Origin of the sequence: Bacillus sp. SH5-2 (genome assembly GCF_008368905.1) — a bacterium.
GTDB lineage: Bacteria > Bacillota > Bacilli > Bacillales > Bacillaceae_G > Bacillus_A > Bacillus_A luti.
Genome location: NZ_QOSD01000004.1, coordinates 12613 through 29888 on the forward strand (window position 1 = coordinate 12613; position 17276 = coordinate 29888).

Here is a 17276-nt window from a genome sequence, read left to right on the forward strand (position 1 = left end):
GCCTATACCATGTAATGAATTAACCCCTCTCTCGACAAAACATAATGATTTCCGGCATTCTTCGGAAGCTGTATTATATTTTTCGACTATTATCCAACATTTTCCTTCTTGATGGATTACATACTATAAAAAAGCACTTATTTTTAAAATAAGTGCTTTTTTATTTATTTTCATTTTAAAAACATATCACACATCCACTCATAAAACTTTTCCTTCTCTTCAAATTGCGGATAATGAGCGGATTTTTCAAAAGTAATAAATTCTTTTTTATCCGCCTCAATCCTGTCAAAATACTGTTTTGCTGCATGAAATGAAGTATTATAGTCGTATTTGCCCATAAGAAAATACAACGGTATCTTTAGCTTAGCTACTTTTGTAGGTAACGGATTCTTTAAATCTTTTTCTAATAAGACAGTTTGAGAGTGTGATAATCCAACGTTATAACGAATTACATCAAGCAAGTTATATTCATTGCTAAATAGCATCCCCATATTATCACCATCTGGATTTTCAATGAGTCTTGATGTTCCACCATATTTCGCAACATAATTTCGCGGAGTGTATGTATCACCATTTTTAATTTTTTCAGTTAACCCTTTTAAATATGAAACTTCCTCTTCATTCCCCGTATTTTTCGCTTGATCAATAATAAACTTTAAACTATCCATTTCACTTTGTACTGTATCACTCATCTGTCCTATACCAACATACGCTTCATATTTTTCAGGTGCTTTATAGGCAGCTTGCATTCCAATATATGTACCGTAAGAATGGCCAATTAATATTACTTTTTCTTTTCCGAGACGTTTTGATACGTAATCTGTCATAGCTAATAAATCCTCTACAAGTAGGTCTGACGACAGTTTCGAATAGTCTTCAAAGAAATGATACGATTTCCCGCTTGCTCTTTGATCGTAATTAACAACTGTGAATTTCTCTTCCAATAAGTCTTGGTATTTTTGAGCATATGGTATTTCCGATGAGCCTGGCCCACCGTGCACAAAAATAATAACTGGATTTCCCTTATCTTTGCCGCGTATCATAATCTCATGACCACTTCCATTTATCTCAACCTGTTCTAATATACTTATACTGTTTTTCCCCTTTATTTGCGAAGTCCATGTTGGAAATACTAGCGCTATGATTAGTAATAATATAGTAATGACTCCAATAAGTTTTATTAGATTTTTTATTTTCCTCATACACCGTTCCCTTTCCTTTAAATTTATAGAAATATCCATCCTATCTCAATTTGTTAGTACTTTATAAGTCTCCCATACACTTCTTAACTTTCCGCTACATAAACCCTTAATATTTTCTTAATTTTCAATATTTTAATCTCAGAGTGGCTTAATAAAATCTCTCATACACCTTTTTATGTATGAGAAACACAAAAGAGCCCTTGTTTTCATAACAAGGACTCTTTTCTTAAACTATTTCGCTACTTCTTCTTTCGGCATTACCATACCTTTATAAAGTTGAACAGTTATCCAGTAATAAATGAAATAAATTACTAAGAAAACCCCTATCGGCACCCATACTTTCACAAATGGGTCAACTAATATAAAGCTGAATAAATTAAGCCCTACTAAAACGTGGGAAATTCCAATAATTGCTGGGAAGATAAATAAATATGAAATTTCTTTATATATACTTTTTGTTAACATACTGCGTCTCACACCGATTTTTCGTAACATTTCATAACGACGTACGTCACGAGAAGCACCTGTTAATATTTTGAACATAAGGGAACTTGCCATCATTGCTAAGAAGGCAATTCCGAGGAAGAATCCCATAAACATTGTTCCGCTCATGAAACTGTTCATGAACTGATAAATTGTCATTTTCGTATATAAATCTACTTTTGCACCTGTTGTTTTTTCAATTAATTCTTTTTGTCTCTTATCTATGTCGAGCAACAATGGTTTATATTTTTTCATATCGTCTACTTTTACTAACGTTACACTATGTTCTGTTCCTTGAACTGCCTTATAATGCTCCTCATCAGCAATTCTTACAGGTTTTCCGTTAAATTGATTATGTGTAATTTGTATTTCTCTTACAACTGCATCTTCCCAATCTTTTGGCATAGGAGGAAACTTTTTCGCTGCTTCGGGAGCTTCCAATGCAGAATAAACAGGTTCAGTTAAAGGTTCAGCCACACGTTTACGTGCAGGCTCTTTTAAAGTTTTTGTATCAAAATGATCGGAAACAAGTGGCGGTTTTGCAGTTAAGTCGTTACGTAAGTAATAAACCGCTTCTCCATCTACTTTATACTTATACTTGCTTTCTTCAACAATTTCCATTTCTTTTAATGCTGCTGTATCTTGTTCATTTGGATCATGAATTACAACATCATATACACGTGAGAAGTCTGTCATAATGCCTACATTTTTTTGAAACGCCATACCTGCTGTCATTGCACCTGCACCTAATGCAATTAGCATCGCTACAGTACCTAATACTCTCGATAAACTATTTACTCGAAAGCGTAGCTGTGCATATGTAAAACTATTTAAGCCCGTTTCATTTCGTTTTTTATTTCCTTTAATTTTCATCACAAAAAATGGGAGCAATGAACTGAAAATAAAATACGTTCCAAGTGTTGTAACAACCGTCGCTATTATAAAACCAATTTCAGCATATGTCCTTATATTTACCATAAAATAGTATCCTGTACTTACTAGTAATACACCAAGCACCGTCATGATGATAATGCGAGCCTTACTTTTCTTCACTTCATCTAGTGTTTCATCTTCACGAATTAACTCTAGTTCTGTTTTACGTAATAAACGGATGCTATTCATTAAACCAGTAATAAAAAATAGTATTAAGAAGAATATAGCTGTAACTATGATTGCTGGTGTATATACAGATGAATAACTACCTTTTGCTGAAATCTCCATGCCATTCATTAAAAAGTTTCCCGCTACACTTGCTAGTAACATCCCTACTACAATACCGATAATAATACTGACAATACCCATACCGAATGTTTCAATAAATAATAACTGTGCTACTTTTTTCTTTTTCGCCCCAAGCATCATGTACATACCGAGTTCTTTTCTTCTTAATGTAAGTAAAAAAGAATTAGCATATATAATATAAAATACGGTAATGAACGATAGTAATATGGCACCTACCCAAAATACGAGTCTAATACTACTAATAAGACTATTATCTTTCGTAAATTCACTATTCATCGCCATCGTTTGGAACATGTAGAAAATACTAATACTAATAACGAGACCAATCAGTAAAACCATATAGTCTTTTAACATCTTTTTCATGCTATGACGTGATAATTTGAATAACATATTCTCGCCCCCTACTTAGACTCAGAAGCTGAGCCCATATGAGCGAGCACACCTAAAATGTCTTGATAGAAATTTTCTCGTGTCCCTTGACGCTTTAACTCTTTATAAAGAAGACCATCTTGAATGAATAAAATACGTTCACAATAACTTGCACTAAATGCATCATGTGTAACCATTAAAATACTTACATTGTGATTTTCATGTAAATCTTGCATCGCTTCTAATAAGCTTTTGGCATTTTTACTATCAAGCGCCCCAGTCGGTTCATCTGCTAATACGATTGCCGGATTATGTACTAAAGCTCGTGCTGCCGCTGTTCTTTGCTTTTGTCCACCAGAAACAGCAGTCGGATATTTCGTTAAAATTTCAGTAATGCCTAATTTTTTTGCTACTTCATTTACCTTTCCAGTAATTTCACTTGACGGTACACCTTGCAAAGAAAGTGGTAAAGCAATATTTTCATAAATTGATAAATTTTCAAGTAAATTAAAATCTTGAAAAATGAACCCTAATTTTTGAGATCGAAAATCTGATAATGCATTTCCCTTCATAGAAGTAATATTTGTGCCCGCTATTGTCACACTGCCACCTGTCGCTTGATCAAGCGTACTAATCACATTAAGTAAAGTCGTTTTTCCAGATCCAGAAGGACCCATAATCCCTACAAACTCTCCTTCTTTAATGCTTAATGAAACACCCCTTAATGCTTTTGACTGATTTTCATTTCTTTTCCCATACGTTTTTTCTACACGTTCTACAGTCACTACATTTGTTGACATCTCTTTCACTCCATCCCTTTTGTATAAATTTAATTTCTCACATATTTCTTATCTTTTTCTCATGTAAATTCTTAAGAATTTTTTAATTCTTCAAACTAAAAGAGTTATACAGGTAACATAAATTTATTTCCTACTTCATATTCTCATCTTTCTACAACTCGTTCCTTCGATTTCGCTTACATTTACCTTACATTTTTGTAAGGTAAAAAAGAAAACACACCACTTTCTAATGGTGTGTTTTCTTCACAATCAATATTTTCTATTCTTTATTTCCGCTTTAATACTAGCCGCAAATACATCTAACACAACAACTTCTGACTTTTCTTCCCCATATTTCCGTACATTTACAGCTTTACTTTCCATTTCTTTATCCCCAATAACAAGTACATAAGGAACTTTTTGCATTTGTGCTTCTCTTATTTTATATCCTAATTTTTCATCTCGCATATCCTGCTCAACTCGAATACCAGCTTGCGCTAATTTATCTGCAACCTCATCCGCATATTGTACATGAACTGCATTCGAAACGGGAATAACTTTCACTTGAACTGGTGCCACCCATGCCGGGAACGCACCACCAAAGTGCTCAATTAATATCGCTAAGAAGCGATCTAAAGATCCTAATACTGCTCTGTGAATGACAACTGGTCTTCTCTTTTCGTTCTTCTCATCTATATAATTCAAATCAAATTTCTCTGGCATTTGGAAATCCAGCTGGATTGTTCCGCACTGATGACTTCTATTTAAAGCGTCTTTAATATGGAAATCGATTTTCGGTCCGTAAAATGCACCGTCACCTTCATTTAGTCTATATTTATAATTCAATGAATGTAATACATTTGCTAACGCCGCTTCTGCTTGCTCCCATAATTTATCATCACCCATTGAATCTTCTGGACGAGTAGAAAGTTCTACTTCATATTCGAATCCAAAAGTTTTATATACGTAATCAATTTGTGCCATTACTGATTTAATTTCATCTTCAATTTGTTCTGGTGTTACAAATAAATGAGCATCATCTTGGCAGAAAGTACGTACTCTTAATAATCCATTTAATGCCCCGCTAAATTCATGTCGGTGCACTTGACCGAACTCACACATACGAATCGGTAATTCACGATAAGAATGCAATTTATTTTTAAACATAAGCATATGTCCTGGGCAGTTCATCGGTTTTAATGCAAAACTTTTATTATCCACTTCTGAGAAATACATATTATCTTTATAATGTCCCCAGTGCCCTGACTTCTCCCATAATTCTTGGTTCATCATAAACGGAGTGCGGACTTCTTGATAATTGTACTCTTTTTGAATTCCTCTTAAAAATGCTTCTAATTCGTTACGAATAATCTGTCCTTTCGGTAAATAAAACGGCATTCCCGGAGCCTCTTCAGAAAACATAAATAACTCTAATTCACTACCTAACTTACGATGATTTCTTTTTGCTGCTTCCTCAATAAAATGTAAATACTCTTCCAATGCTTTTTGAGAAGAAAATGCAACACCGTATATGCGCTGAAGCACTTGATTGTTGCTATCACCTCGCCAATATGCACCAGAAACGTTAGTTAATTGAAATGCTTTCAAATAACCTGTAGATGGTAAATGTGGTCCTCTACATAAATCTACAAATTCACCTTGTTTGTAAAGTGTTACACTCTCCTCATTAGGAATTGCTTCTAAAAGTTCTAATTTCAAACCATCGTTCATTTCTTGAAACAATTTTGCCGCTTCTTCTCGAGAAACCTCAACTCGCTCTATATTTATATTTTCACTTATAATCTTTTTCATTTCCTTTTCGATTTTTGGTAAATCTTCTATGTTTACACTACTCGGAAGGTCCATATCATAATAAAATCCATTTTCAATAACAGGCCCTACTCCAAGATTTATATCACCATACAATCTTTTTACAGCTTGCGCTAAAATATGTGCCGCGGAGTGCCTTGCAATTTCTACACCTTCGTCTGAATCTAGAGTAATGATTTCTACTTTCGCATTATTTTCAACGTTTCGGCGTAAATCATATAACTGATCATTTACTTTCCCTGCGACTGCTTTCTTTTTTAAACTACTGCTAATGGATCCAGCAATTTTTTCTAAAGTAATTCCTTTTACAAATTCTTTCACGCTACCATCTGGAAATTTAATTTCAATCATCTGTTCTTTCATTTTTCATCTCTCCTTTTCATAATAAAAAGCACACTCATCCCTAAAATAGGGACGAGTGTGCTTATACCCGTGGTTCCACCCAGATTCCCATTGCAAACAAACAATGGCTTCTTTTACGGTAACGTCGTTTACACGGCACTAGATACTTAATTTCCCCAGTGCAGCTCTAAGGTGGTAAGTTATTTTTCTGCGTTAGGAAGTTCTCAGCTTTCCTTCCTTCTCTGTATAACCGGGTAAAATAACTCGTGTCCTCTTCTTCGCTTATTATGAAATTGAATGCAAAAAAGCATATTCATCCCTAAAATAGGGACGAATATGCTTATATCCGTGGTTCCACCCAGATTCCCATTGTAAAATATACAATGGCTTCTTTTACGGTAACGTCGTTTACACGGCACTAGATACTTAATTTCCCCAGTGCAGCTCTAAGGTGGTAAGTTATTTTTCTGCGTTAGGAAGTTCTCAGCTTTCCTTCCTTCTCTGTATAACCGGATAAAATAACTCGTGTCCTTTTCTTTGCTTTTAAAAGTACATCCATTAATTGTTATTTACTATATCTTATTCATTTTATTTTTGCAAGTGTTAAAAAAGATTTTTTATTTAATAAAAAAAGAAACCAAAAATAAATTTTTGGTTTCCCCTTCACAATTTTACCAATCTTGTGGTTCATAATTTAAGTCTGAAAATAGACGTCTTTTCTCTTTCTTCGTTAAATCTCTCCACTGTCCAACCGGTAAATTATTCAATTCGATATTCATAATTCTCGTACGTTTTAACGTATATACTTGATAACCTAACGCTTCACACATACGGCGAATTTGGCGATTTAATCCTTGTGTCAAAATAATTTTAAACTCATATTTTGATAACTGTGTGATCTCACAAGGAAGCGTTTTTGTACCCAAAATTTTCACACCAGCTGCCATTTTCTCTAAAAACTCCGGTGTAATCGGCTTATCTACTGAAACGATATATTCTTTCTCATGTTTGTTTTCAGCACGTAAAATCTCATTAACAATATCGCCATCATTCGTTAACAAAATTAAGCCGTCTGAGTCTTTATCGAGACGTCCAATATGACTAATTCGTAAAGGATGATTCACTAAATCGATAATATTACCTTTTACTGATTTTTCACTTGTACATGTAATACCTACTGGTTTATTTAAAGCAATATATACGTGATCTCGAGCAATACGAAGTTGCTCTCCATTTACGCGTACATCATCACCTGGATTTACTTGGTCACCAATTTTTGCAACCTTACCGTTAATAATTACTCTTCTCTCATTAATTAGTTTATCTGCTCCACGTCGAGACGCTTTTCCAGCTTCACTAATAAATTTATTTATACGCAAATTAGGCACATCCTTTTCATAAAAAAATTTCAAGCTCACACTGCTTCTACCGTACAATACAAAAGGGTAAGCCTCCTATTATAACTTAAATATATTAACATGAAAGGGTATATAACGTCTTCTATTAATTTCTTGTTTATAAGAAATTATCTTTATTATACATTCATTTATGCACTTTTTCCGTGCTTAATATACAAGCCATTCTTCCTTACATACAGCTTGTTTACCTCTTATATCTTCTATATCTTCATGAATATTAGCTAGTTTATACAACTCGGGGAAAATCTCTTCTACATAATTTTGATGCGCCATTTCATCTTTCCAATAAGTTAACACGATGTACCGATTTACATTTTTTAATGACTTTCCAACTACCCCACCTAATATCCCTTTTGCATTCTCCATTCCTTTATTCCATATTGTTTCTTGCTTATGTAAAAACTGCTTTTCCTTTTCCACCTTAACATCACAAATAGCAACTCTTACGAATGATCCTCCTATAACAATGTCTTTCAAAGGCGTATCAGTAATATCATACAACGTTTGAAATAGTTCAATTTCACATGAGAGAAACGTATCCTCTTGATTACTATTTAAATAAATTGTATCGTGAGCACCATTCATAAATGATTGATACGCACCCCTATCATTCCATAAAGTAAATACACACGCCTCATTATCATTCCATCCACCAAATTGTCCATGAAATCCATCTAAATGCTGTATATCACACCATTTTTCTTGTGCTTTTGAAAACAATTCCTTTTTCTCTTCTTCTACCTTACAGTAGATTGTTTTTAATAACATTCCTATATCCCCCTTGTCATAAAACCCATTTTCCAATCGCAATCCTTTCTACTATTCCACCTACACGAACATTAAGATCATTTATTTCTATTGCTATTGAATGCATTTTCTCATTCAAAATTTAATGACTAACCGTACATACTGCAAGTTGATTCCCTGTACACTTACCTCGCGAATAGATATTAAGAATAATAAAATTCAAAGTCCTTGCCTCTCTTACTTTATTCAATAATATTTGTTTACATAATAAAATTATATAACATCTAAATTCTTCTCTGCCCTTTCTATCAGCCATTCACCAAACGTATCTAAAAATAATAAAATTTCATTTATATCATTCACTGGCTCAATTACATATTGTAATGCCTTTCTCATATTTTCTTCTTGTTCGGGAAAATGCTTACTAAATAGTGTATACGCTGGGTATAAATCTCTCGAATACAGCCCTTCTCTATCAATAGTTAATGCCAGGCCTGCCCTGATTATGATCTTCATTATCCAACGACAACAATCTACTATATCATCCACACCTTTATTATGAATTAACTCTTTACGAGCTTGTCCAATTTGTTTCCGCAATTGAATAAGATGTTCATAGGCTAACTCCTGACTTACTTTATATTTAGGTAAAGACACTTTAACGTCTTCCCCCACTATACATACACTATGCGTTTGTATCATAAAGCTTATAAAAGAAAAACCATTAGGGTTTATCACTTCTTTTTCACTGTAAAAACTTAACTCTACTCCTGATATACAATTAAACTTTTGTAACATTCGAGCTTCTAGCTTCTTTCGCCAATTTAAGTCTATTAATTTAGGATCCTTTCGTACTAATATAATTACATCTATATCGGCAATTCCTTCCATTCCAATCCCTCTTGGAATAGAACCTCTTATATACACACTGTGCAAATGATCCTGTAACATTTCACAACAAGTATTTTTTATTTCTCGTATGCCCCCCATAAATATAGGTTGGATTTTATCAATATGTGCATCATTTATAATATATCCTTCATCGTCTGTAGGACAAAAACGACCTATTCTCTTTATACTTGGCAAATAATCAGCTCATTTCCATACATAATGTTCTTTTATTCCATACGCATAACTATTATAATTCAAATAATTCAGAATTAAAAACCTAAAAAATAGGAAGTAAACATCCTTGTAGTATCGCTTACTTCCTAACACATTATCATCAATTATTTTTCAAATAAATAATACGTAATTTCTCCAGGATAATGTAATACGGTTACATTCCGCTCACCTTTTTTAAAACTAACAGTATGCCCATTTTCACCTAACTTCTCCCATCCACTTGCCTTTGTAATAGGCATTACACTTATGTATTTATAATGCTTTTCATTATCATCGTTAATATGTATCGCTGACATCGGCAGTGGAAAATCTTCAATTTCAGATTCTTTGTTCATATATATGAGTGCAAATAAGCCAACTACTAACATAGCCGCTGCTATATTTGAAACTAGTTTTCTTCTGTTCTTTTTCACTAATAATCCCCTTTTCTCACACATTCTTTCATTATTTTACTAATTTTAATTATTTATGCATAGAAAAAATATAATTAAAATCAAATCTAGACATATTCTCTATTTCCAATAACATTATTAATGTATATTATAATTATTAGATTTTATTTTTGGAGGCGTTACATATTGAAGAAGTCATTTTTAAATAAATGGGCAATTATAGTTTCTATTGTTATCATTGCAAGTACGGTTTTTTATGCAATTAATGATAAAAATACAAACGAAAAAGCAACTTTAGAAACAGTTGATACAAAATCATTCAAAACCAATTTACAACCTAAAATTAATGAATTGACTACTAATTATAATGACATCATCGAAAAAGATTGGTTGCCTGCCTGGGAAGAGATTAACACGAATGGAGATTCAGTAGATCGAAATAAACTATTAGTTACAATGAATGCTGTTTCCAAACAATATGAAAACATTATGAATGAAATAGACACTTTGAAAATTAAAGAAAATATATCGGAAGTAAAAATACAAGAACAACTAGTTTATTTCACAACTGAATTTAAGGCTGCTTCTAAATTTATGAAAAACGCGGCAGATTTAATTATAGACGGAGCCACTAACTCTACTCCAAACAGTGCGATAATTGAAAATACAAAACATGCTTTAGGGCTTGCAGATCAACATATTGTCATCGCTTTATCTACTTTAAATGAAGTCGAAGAGAAATTAGGACTTGCAAAAAAATAAAACTGTTTACTATTTTAAAATAAAAAAAGATTGCAATTCACATTTTGTCTGTCTATAATGTTTTTATTGATTTATAATCAGTGTTTTTATAAATTTTATAATTCGGATGAACCATTCAGGAGAAGATCTATTGATCTACCGACGGGGCAAAAAGTTGCTGAACTAACTTTGAAACTCTCAGGTCTTGGTTACAAGTAGAACTGCATGGGGACGAATCTCTGGAGAGACTCCCTCTCGCTTATATATAGCGCAGAGGAAAACGAGCGCCGAAGGAGCAAATCCGCTATTTTAGCGGATAATCTCTCAGGTAAAAAGGACAGAGACAAGCGAAAGAAAATGCCGATTTATATCGGTTTATTTTTCTATTCCTTGTTTCTCCAGAGACCATTTCATTTACTTGAAGTGGTTTTTATTTTTTCTAAAAAAGGAGAATAAAGATGGAGACAGTAGGTAAAGCATTAGAACAAATTAATCATTATGTGTGGGGATTACCAACTTTGTTGTTACTCGTTGGGACTGGTATCATTCTCACAGTGCGTCTAAAAGGTTTACAGTTTAGTAAATTATTATACGCTCATAAACTTGCATTTAAAAAATCAGAAGATACATCTTCCTCTGGAGATATTAGTCACTTCCAAGCACTCATGACAGCTATGGCGGCAACGATTGGTATGGGAAATATAGCTGGCGTAGCAACCGCAGTAACAATTGGTGGTCCTGGTGCAGTTTTTTGGATGTGGATTACCGCTTTATTTGGAATGGCAACAAAGTATGCCGAAGCAATTCTTGCAGTGAAATATCGTGTTAGTAATGAAAATGGCGAATACTCTGGTGGACCCATGTATTATTTAGAGCGTGGTTTAGGTAAGAAATGGCTTGCTGTTTTATTTGCTATATTTGGTACTACTGCTTCTTTCGGTATCGGTAATATGGTGCAATCAAACTCAGTTGCAGAGGCAATGCGAATTAATTTCTCTTTCCCACCTGCTTTAACTGGAATAGTAATGTCATTTTTAATCGCTATCGTTATTTTAGGCGGTGTAAAAAAAATCGGGAAAGTGACAGGATATGTTGTTCCTATTAAAGCTTTCTTTTATATCATTGCTGGTCTTATTATTATTTTCTATCACTACGATCAAATTCCAGAAGCATTTTCACTTATTTTTTCTGGTGCATTTAATGGTACTGCAGCTGCTGGTGGTTTTATCGGTGCAACAGTTGCATCAGCTATTCAAATCGGGATGGCACGTGGTGTTTTTGCGAACGAAGCTGGTTTAGGAAGTGCTCCTATCGCGGCCGCTGCAGCAAAAACTGATTCACCTGCAAAGCAAGCTTTAGTTTCTATGACTGGTACTTTTCTTGATACATTTATCGTATGTACCATTACAGGGCTTGTATTAATTACTACAGGTGCATGGAAATCAGGTAAAACTGGTGTTGAAGCAACAACTCTAGCATTTCAATCTGTATTCGGCACTGCTGGTAGTATGATTCTTGGTATCGCAATAATTCTATTCGCCTACTCTACTATTTTAGGTTGGTCGTATTACGGTGAGAAATGCGTGGCTTATTTATTTGGAGAAGGTGCTGTTAAATATTATAAAGCAATCTTTATCGTCATGATTGCTATTGGTGCCAATTTAAAACTAGGCATCGTATGGACATTTGCTGATATTGCAAATGGACTTATGGCAATTCCAAACTTAATTGGTCTAATTGGATTAAGCGGTATTGTTGTTGCTGAAACGAATCGCTTTTTACAAGCAGAGAAATTGAAAGAAAGTCATAAAAAACAGGCAAGTTAGTCACTTTAAAAAGGAATGGCTCATTTAAAATAAGCCATTCCTTTTTGCTCTATTTCAATTCTTTTCCCTTCTGAACTATATGTAAATACAGTACAAAATCCATCATTGTCGATGAATAACCAAGTTGACGAATCATTGCTGTTATATTTCCTCTATGATATGTACCATGATTTACGACATGTTGTACTAACTCTAAAATCGAAGTTTCTAATTTCCCTACATATGGATTCTCGATAACAAATATAGCATTTACATCTTGTATTGTACTTAAAAATTCTTTATATTGGTTTGACATGTTTTCAAACATTTTTTCTAATTCATGTAACGATTTAGTTTCGATTTGTTTTCGTAAATTTTCTCGGTCTTGTATTGCCTCATTCATACTTTTACCATGTAATATGTGTAACCACACTTGATCTGTAATATAAATATGCGCAAAAGTATCTTTAATTGATGGAAATACACTTTGTATCTTTTCGTTAAAGATTGTCTCATAGTTTGATAATTCTTTTAGTCGATTGAATAACCTTATATTAGCCCAAGCATGATAATCCACCTGTTTTAACATGTACTCTTTCAATCGAAATCGCCTCCTTATTGTATGAAACGAATGATTTGTTTCTCCTTTTCCGATTCTCTATCAGCTTTTGCAATCCCTTTTTCTTCAACTACATATTTATTTATAGTTGTATAACCTACATACGCATGAAATTCCGTTTGAAATGGAAACGGTGTAATCCGAATCGTTTCTTCATCCACCCATTCAGCTTGTATAAGTTTATCATCTTTGTTATTAAACATTTCTGTTCCTTCAAAACCATCTTGAAACAAATCAATTTCATCATTCTTTTTTACACCAGGTTTATTCATACACACATATAAAGAAAGCTCATCACAAAACTTTAGTAATCTATAATGTTTATCGAACATCGCAAACTGTTCTTTTGTTAACGTTTTCAATATTCTTTTTTGTCGTTCCAATTCTTGTTTATAAAAAGACATCATCTCTTCATCTTCCTCGTGTAATGGAAATGATAAAAAATGTTTACTACAAAGTAATGCTCCGTAAGGATTTGAATCTTCAATTTCATTCAAACCAATCGTATAAAAAACGAAGCGCAATGAACTTGGGCAATCCATAAATGTATATGGGATATTTTTAGCATCATTCAAAATTGGTACTTTATCAAGTTCTATCCATCCTCTATCATGCTCATATATTGCATCAATTGTCTCTTTTAAATATGTTTTATCTTCAAAAAAGTCTTCTTTTATATGCTTTGCAATCTCTCCAGCTAAAAAACCATGATCATGTTGACGAATTAATATACTCTCTTTCTCATTTTTCCCACGAAAAATCATCTGTATATTCCCCCTCATCTTCATCATACAGCTTGTTCTATACATCAATTCTTAATAAATCCCCAAATATTAGCAGGGATTCAGTCTCTAGCAACGAAATTAACATAACTATATAGCATTCTTTCTAATCATAGTAGTAGCTCTATCTTTACTATCCATTATACTAAAACATTCATTCCAAAATTTTTTTATGAGGTGAAAACATGAACAAAACAGAATTAATTAAAAATGTGGCACAAACAGCTGATATTTCTCAAAAGGATGCTTCTGCAGCTGTACAGTCTGTATTTGACACAATTGCTAATGCATTACAATCTGGCGATAAAGTTCAATTAATTGGCTTTGGAACTTTTGAAGTGCGTGAAAGATCTGCCCGTACGGGACGTAATCCACAAACTGGTGAAGAAATTCAAATCGCTGCTGGTAAAGTTCCAGCATTTAAAGCAGGTAAAGAATTAAAAGAAGCTGTTAAATAAACAAGAAACCAGCCATTTTATCGGCTGGTTTCTTGTTTATTACTTATTTAAGCATTTCCTTTATATTTTCCGCATGATAAACTTCACAAATATAAAATATACATTTGCAATTACTTACAATTTGATATTTTCTAGTTAGATAAACATTCGCCGTAACAGAACATCCATCAAACAACTCAATAATATTTCCAGAAGGCTGATACCCTTCATATAATACGTTTCTTCTTACTTCCATTTTTTCTATAAGCTTTTCAACTGGAATATTTCCACCCTCTAATTCACTCTTTATTGTGTTCGATAAAAACGAAGTGTCCGCAAAAATTAGATTTTCAGATAACACCTTACCTTTATAACTAATATGAGATACGCGGTAAAGAAATGTTCCATCTTTATCAAAGAAATTCTTTGCTTCTTTCGGAATGTACTGTCTATCAAGTATCTCTTGTTCGAGAACCTCGAACTGAACTGTATCATTCAAAAGCATTTCTAAAGCATGAATAGGTGATGTATCTCCAGAAAATAAAATATTTTTAATTGCTTTTACATTATAAGTGAATTCATTTGTTCTATTTTCCGCTACTAACATGAGGAACACCTCTTCTATAAAAGATTTTATTAAACTGATTTAAGATTTAAAAGCGATACTGCGTCTAATTGTGTAATTTCAGTCACTTCTGCACTAAATATTGCAACGGAAGCCATGTAATCTAAACAAGGGCTTACATCTTCCATCACTGTATGTTCAACTAACTCTTGCCTATCATTAAAATTCAACAATTTTGGAGGATCATTTGGAGCTGATACTGTAATATGTACTGGTGGAATCAATAATCCTTCACCTGTCGCTTTCAATACTGCTTCTTTTCGAGTCCAATATGTTAAAAAACCTTCTATTTTTTGCTCATTAGGTAATTCCATAACTTGCGCTATTTCAATATCTGTTAATACGCCCTCTGCCATTTTACTAACATCTACATTTGGATTCATTTGTTCAACATCAATGCCCACAGGTGCAGATTTCGTAAATGCAACAACAACCCAATCGCCTGAATGTGATATTGATAGTTGCGGCATCCCTTCTGGCAATTGTGGCCTGCCATGTTGTAACTTACATACTGGGCACATTCGATCAATCGGTACTTGAACTGGCGACATAGAAAGTACCTTTCCAAGAACTAATCTACTAATTACGCAGCCTATTATAAAACGTTCACGATCTGCTGAATGGTGATAGGAATTTGCTTTTTCTTTCTCCACATCATTTAGTAAATTGTAATGCCATGATTGTAAATCCGAAATTCTTGCCCACCAAATTTGACAATCATTCTCATTAAGGGTTGGTACAGAATCTACAACTTTACTCTCTATCATGTAAACTCTCCTTTTTATTACTTATATCAATTTTATTAATAAAGCATACGTATATTGCTATTCATTGACAAGTTCTTTCTCTGTTTGTGATACGGATAACATTTTTTCTTTCTTCTTTGACATTACCTCTTTATCAGAAATACTTGAGACTCCCACGACTAAAGTCGTAAGCTCGAATCCTTACGGATTTACAGGTGGGATTCTTGAATGACTAATCGTTCGCAATCCATTTCTGTTTTGAACAGCCTTCAAGATAAGGGCATCTCATTGCCTCTCCTAAACCAGACCATAAAGGTGCTTAGGCTGATTGACTGTTACCATCAATCACAGTTGCGTAGTGAATATTCATCGCTCCAACGATATCACGATGTGTCTTAAACCCACATGGACACTTATATTTTCTATCTCGAGCCTTATTCTTTTTAGCACATTTCGGACAACTTTGACTTGTATAAGCTGGATTCACATATTCAATCTGAATACCAGCTAGCATTGCTTTATACGAAATAAATTTTGACAAACGATAGAATGACCAAGTGTGTAGATTTTTTTCGTTTTTACGGCTTGTTCTTGCCATCTGTCTTATATTCGTTAGTTTTTCTAATCGAATGACAGAAATATGATTTGCAATCGCAAAATTAATAATCGCACGACTTATTTTGTGATCTTTATCTTGCATCCATCTTTGCTCTTTATCATCTATTCGCCGAATGGCATTTACTTTTTTGTCTTTTCCTAACTTCTTACGAACACTACGAAACTTACGCTTTCTATATTTGTTTTGCCTACCATTCCCAAAGAAACGAACCTTATCATCATCTGTGATTACTACCGCGGGGACCTTGAGACCTAAGTCTACTCCTAAAATTTTCGTTTCTGTCCTTACATTTGTAGGGAGTATGACAGATATTTGGGCTATCCACTTATTCGATTTCTTTGTGATGCGAAGTGTACCTAATTTATGTTTTAACAGATTCAGATTACGATTGTTTTTATCGCTTAATAAAGCTCGGATTTTTACACGAGTCGACTTTCCATCTACCTTAAATGGGATTGAAATATAAGTGGGATCAAATGAATAATTCTGATTGTTCCATACACAAACAGGTCTCTTTAGAATCGGAATGATTTTATAATGGCTTTTCTTTACTTTTGTAGCAAACAAACTTTTCGCGTCTTTAATCGCTTGATTCTTCACCGCACTTGGGATATTTGCTTCAATATCTTTTGTGCTTTTTTTCGTACTTTTCTTTGCTTTAACCATTTCCGATACAAGTCTATTTATAACTTTGATATATTCTTGACTACTTTGTTCCAATAAACGGGTTTGTCCTTTTGTTGGAATCAATTTCACTTTCACTGTTAGGGTCTGTGACATACGTTTCATCCCCTTGTTTTTTGATTTTCAACATCGTGTTCATTTGATACATTTATAGCAATCGTCACGAAATCAGAACGTGTTTATAAACTTTACAACTGCATAAAACGAGGAGATTTTCCTCTCAAACACTTTGAAATATTCTTCTATCATCATTTATTCTATTTATATCATCTATTTTTGAAAAATCCCA

The 17276-nt window shown here is 33.5% G+C and carries 16 protein-coding genes, 1 riboswitch and 2 other annotated features; of the genes, 3 read left to right on the forward strand and 13 right to left on the reverse strand.

The features are described 5' to 3' along the window. Nucleotides 1–170: 170 nt before the first annotated feature. The 8 genes from DN410_RS03395 to DN410_RS03430 form a co-directional block, all read right to left on the reverse strand. Nucleotides 171–1202 carry an alpha/beta fold hydrolase gene (locus DN410_RS03395; RefSeq protein WP_001226491.1) on the reverse strand — a complete coding sequence of 344 codons (1032 nt, stop codon included), beginning with the start codon at nucleotides 1200–1202 and terminating at the stop codon, nucleotides 171–173. 231 nt (nucleotides 1203–1433) lie between these two features. Next, the gene (locus DN410_RS03400; protein ID WP_149175355.1) at nucleotides 1434–3317 is read right to left on the reverse strand and encodes an FtsX-like permease family protein; all 1884 of its coding nucleotides are present in this window, start codon (nucleotides 3315–3317) and stop codon (nucleotides 1434–1436) included. An 11-nt stretch (nucleotides 3318–3328) separates the two neighbouring features. Further along, nucleotides 3329–4096 (reverse strand): ABC transporter ATP-binding protein, encoded by a 768-nt coding sequence (locus tag DN410_RS03405; protein ID WP_149175356.1) that lies wholly within the window; start codon nucleotides 4094–4096, stop codon nucleotides 3329–3331. Between the two features lie 249 nt (nucleotides 4097–4345). Next, entirely contained in the window at nucleotides 4346–6268 is a 1923-nt protein-coding gene (gene thrS / locus DN410_RS03410) for a threonine--tRNA ligase (protein WP_149175357.1), read from the reverse strand. A gap of 44 nt (nucleotides 6269–6312) precedes the next feature. After that, nucleotides 6313–6535: a binding site (T-box leader), on the reverse strand. Between the two features lie 35 nt (nucleotides 6536–6570). Continuing rightward, nucleotides 6571–6794, reverse strand: a binding site (T-box leader). A gap of 124 nt (nucleotides 6795–6918) precedes the next feature. After that, a complete protein-coding gene (rluF, locus tag DN410_RS03415; RefSeq protein ID WP_149175358.1) occupies nucleotides 6919–7626 on the reverse strand; it encodes a 23S rRNA pseudouridine(2604) synthase RluF in 708 nt (235 codons plus the stop codon). A 186-nt stretch (nucleotides 7627–7812) separates the two neighbouring features. Continuing rightward, nucleotides 7813–8433 (reverse strand): YdbC family protein, encoded by a 621-nt coding sequence (locus DN410_RS03420; RefSeq protein ID WP_149175359.1) that lies wholly within the window; start codon nucleotides 8431–8433, stop codon nucleotides 7813–7815. A gap of 252 nt (nucleotides 8434–8685) precedes the next feature. Then, nucleotides 8686–9498 carry a nucleotidyltransferase gene (locus DN410_RS03425; RefSeq protein WP_149175360.1) on the reverse strand — a complete coding sequence of 271 codons (813 nt, stop codon included), beginning with the start codon at nucleotides 9496–9498 and terminating at the stop codon, nucleotides 8686–8688. 143 nt (nucleotides 9499–9641) lie between these two features. After that, on the reverse strand, nucleotides 9642–9974 hold the full coding sequence (locus DN410_RS03430) for a hypothetical protein (protein WP_149175361.1): 333 nt from the start codon (nucleotides 9972–9974) through the stop codon (nucleotides 9642–9644). 141 nt (nucleotides 9975–10115) lie between these two features. Between DN410_RS03430 and DN410_RS03435 the strand changes: the two genes are divergently transcribed. Further along, the gene (locus DN410_RS03435) at nucleotides 10116–10691 is read left to right on the forward strand and encodes a hypothetical protein (RefSeq protein ID WP_149175362.1); all 576 of its coding nucleotides are present in this window, start codon (nucleotides 10116–10118) and stop codon (nucleotides 10689–10691) included. 208 nt (nucleotides 10692–10899) lie between these two features. Further along, nucleotides 10900–11021: riboswitch (glycine riboswitch) on the forward strand. Between the two features lie 107 nt (nucleotides 11022–11128). Then, entirely contained in the window at nucleotides 11129–12496 is a 1368-nt protein-coding gene (locus DN410_RS03440) for an alanine/glycine:cation symporter family protein (RefSeq protein ID WP_149175363.1), read from the forward strand. Between the two features lie 49 nt (nucleotides 12497–12545). Here DN410_RS03440 and DN410_RS03445 read toward each other — a convergent pair whose 3' ends face one another. Both DN410_RS03445 and DN410_RS03450 read right to left on the reverse strand, forming a co-directional pair. After that, nucleotides 12546–13076, reverse strand: a complete 531-nt coding sequence (locus DN410_RS03445) for a DinB family protein (RefSeq protein WP_149175364.1) — start codon at nucleotides 13074–13076, stop codon at nucleotides 12546–12548. 14 nt (nucleotides 13077–13090) lie between these two features. Next, complete coding sequence (locus DN410_RS03450; RefSeq protein WP_149175365.1) at nucleotides 13091–13858, reverse strand: DUF3891 family protein; 768 nt, start codon at nucleotides 13856–13858, stop codon at nucleotides 13091–13093. Between the two features lie 203 nt (nucleotides 13859–14061). Here DN410_RS03450 and DN410_RS03455 point away from each other — a divergent pair, with 203 nt between their 5' ends. Then, entirely contained in the window at nucleotides 14062–14334 is a 273-nt protein-coding gene (locus tag DN410_RS03455; protein ID WP_001043908.1) for an HU family DNA-binding protein, read from the forward strand. A gap of 43 nt (nucleotides 14335–14377) precedes the next feature. Here DN410_RS03455 and DN410_RS03460 read toward each other — a convergent pair whose 3' ends face one another. The 3 genes from DN410_RS03460 to DN410_RS03470 all read right to left on the reverse strand — a co-directional run bounded on the left by DN410_RS03460 (nucleotide 14378) and on the right by DN410_RS03470 (nucleotide 17083). Beyond that, on the reverse strand, nucleotides 14378–14920 hold the full coding sequence (locus DN410_RS03460) for a chorismate pyruvate-lyase family protein (RefSeq protein WP_149175366.1): 543 nt from the start codon (nucleotides 14918–14920) through the stop codon (nucleotides 14378–14380). A gap of 29 nt (nucleotides 14921–14949) precedes the next feature. Next, nucleotides 14950–15705: a 4'-phosphopantetheinyl transferase Sfp gene (sfp, locus tag DN410_RS03465; RefSeq protein ID WP_149175367.1), complete on the reverse strand. Its 756-nt coding sequence runs from the start codon at nucleotides 15703–15705 to the stop codon at nucleotides 14950–14952. Nucleotides 15706–16003: 298 nt separating this feature from the next. After that, nucleotides 16004–17083, reverse strand: a complete 1080-nt coding sequence (locus DN410_RS03470; protein ID WP_149175368.1) for an RNA-guided endonuclease InsQ/TnpB family protein — start codon at nucleotides 17081–17083, stop codon at nucleotides 16004–16006. Nucleotides 17084–17276: the final 193 nt, after the last annotated feature.

What these genes read in the sequence shown, in the direction of transcription:
- DN410_RS03395 (WP_001226491.1), bottom strand. Translation starts at nt 1,202, where the DNA reads ATGAGGAAAATAAAAAATCTAATAAAACTTATTGGAGTCATTACTATA.
- DN410_RS03400 (WP_149175355.1), bottom strand. Translation starts at nt 3,317, where the DNA reads ATGTTATTCAAATTATCACGTCATAGCATGAAAAAGATGTTAAAAGAC.
- DN410_RS03405 (WP_149175356.1), bottom strand. Translation starts at nt 4,096, where the DNA reads ATGTCAACAAATGTAGTGACTGTAGAACGTGTAGAAAAAACGTATGGG.
- thrS (WP_149175357.1), bottom strand. Translation starts at nt 6,268, where the DNA reads ATGAAAGAACAGATGATTGAAATTAAATTTCCAGATGGTAGCGTGAAA.
- DN410_RS03420 (WP_149175359.1), bottom strand. Translation starts at nt 8,433, where the DNA reads ATGTTATTAAAAACAATCTACTGTAAGGTAGAAGAAGAGAAAAAGGAA.
- DN410_RS03430 (WP_149175361.1), bottom strand. Translation starts at nt 9,974, where the DNA reads ATGTGTGAGAAAAGGGGATTATTAGTGAAAAAGAACAGAAGAAAACTA.
- DN410_RS03440 (WP_149175363.1), top strand. Translation starts at nt 11,129, where the DNA reads ATGGAGACAGTAGGTAAAGCATTAGAACAAATTAATCATTATGTGTGG.
- DN410_RS03450 (WP_149175365.1), bottom strand. Translation starts at nt 13,858, where the DNA reads ATGATTTTTCGTGGGAAAAATGAGAAAGAGAGTATATTAATTCGTCAA.
- DN410_RS03455 (WP_001043908.1), top strand. Translation starts at nt 14,062, where the DNA reads ATGAACAAAACAGAATTAATTAAAAATGTGGCACAAACAGCTGATATT.
- DN410_RS03460 (WP_149175366.1), bottom strand. Translation starts at nt 14,920, where the DNA reads ATGTTAGTAGCGGAAAATAGAACAAATGAATTCACTTATAATGTAAAA.
- sfp (WP_149175367.1), bottom strand. Translation starts at nt 15,705, where the DNA reads ATGATAGAGAGTAAAGTTGTAGATTCTGTACCAACCCTTAATGAGAAT.
- DN410_RS03470 (WP_149175368.1), bottom strand. Translation starts at nt 17,083, where the DNA reads ATGTCACAGACCCTAACAGTGAAAGTGAAATTGATTCCAACAAAAGGA.